The organism is Caballeronia arvi (genome assembly GCF_001544695.2).
GTDB lineage: Bacteria > Pseudomonadota > Gammaproteobacteria > Burkholderiales > Burkholderiaceae > Caballeronia > Caballeronia arvi.
Genome location: NZ_FCOM02000252.1, coordinates 1 through 1,185 on the forward strand (window position 1 = coordinate 1; position 1,185 = coordinate 1,185).

Sequence of the window (1,185 nt, forward strand, 5' to 3'; positions counted from 1 at the left end):
AAATGACTGACGTAGTGATCGTATCGGCCGCGCGTACGGCGGTAGGCAAATTCGGCGGTTCGCTCGCGAAGATCGCGGCGCCGGAACTGGGCGCGACGGTAATCAAGGCCGTGCTGGAGCGCGCAGGCGTGAAGCCGGATCAGATCAGCGAAGTGATCCTGGGTCAGGTGCTGGCGGCGGGTTCCGGCCAGAATCCGGCGCGCCAGTCGCTCATCAAGGCCGGTTTGCCCGACATGGTGCCCGGCATGACGATCAACAAGGTCTGCGGCTCGGGCCTGAAGGCGGTGATGCTGGCCGCGAACGCGATCATCGCGGGCGATGCGGACATCGTCATCGCCGGTGGTCAGGAAAACATGAGCGCGGCGCCGCACGTGCTGCCGGGCTCGCGCGACGGCTTCCGCATGGGCGATGCGAAGCTCATCGACACGATGATCGTCGACGGCCTGTGGGACGTCTATAACAATTACCACATGGGCACGACGGCGGAAAACGTCGCGAAGGAATTCGGCATCACGCGTGAAGATCAGGACAAGTTCGCGGCGCTGTCGCAGAACAAGGCCGAGGCCGCGCAGAAGGCGGGCCGCTTCAACGACGAAATCGTGCCGGTCGCGATTCCGCAACGCAAGGGCGATCCGATCCAGTTTGCCACCGACGAATTCGTGCGTCACGGCGTGACCGCCGAAGCGCTCGCGGGTCTGAAGCCTGCGTTCTCGAAGGAAGGCACGGTGACGGCGGCGAATGCATCGGGCCTCAACGACGGTGCGGCGGCAGTGCTCGTGATGTCGGCGAAGAAGGCGGAAGCGCTCGGCCTGACGCCGCTCGCGCGCATCAAGGCGTATGCGAACGCGGGCGTGTCGCCGAAGATCATGGGCATGGGTCCGGTGCCGGCCTCGAAGCGCTGTCTGGAGCGCGCGGGCTGGAGCGTGAACGATCTGGACCTGATGGAAATCAACGAGGCGTTCGCGGCGCAGGCGCTGGCCGTGCACAAGCAGATGGGCTGGGATCAGTCGAAGATCAACGTGAACGGCGGCGCAATCGCTATCGGACATCCGATCGGCGCATCGGGCTGCCGCATTCTCGTCACGCTGCTGCACGAAATGCAGAAGCGCGACGCGAAGAAGGGCCTGGCGTCGCTGTGCATCGGCGGCGGCATGGGCGTCGCGCTGGCGCTCGAGCGTCCGTAAC

Annotated in this window: 1 protein-coding gene; it reads left to right on the plus strand. The window is 65.3% G+C overall.

What is annotated here, in order from left to right; genetic code table 11:
* Nucleotides 1–2: 2 nt before the first annotated feature.
* Nucleotides 3–1,184, plus strand: a complete 1,182-nt coding sequence (locus AWB74_RS44715) for an acetyl-CoA C-acetyltransferase (RefSeq protein WP_061152824.1) — start codon at nt 3–5, stop codon at nt 1,182–1,184.
* The last annotated feature ends 1 nt before the right edge of the window (nt 1,185 follow it).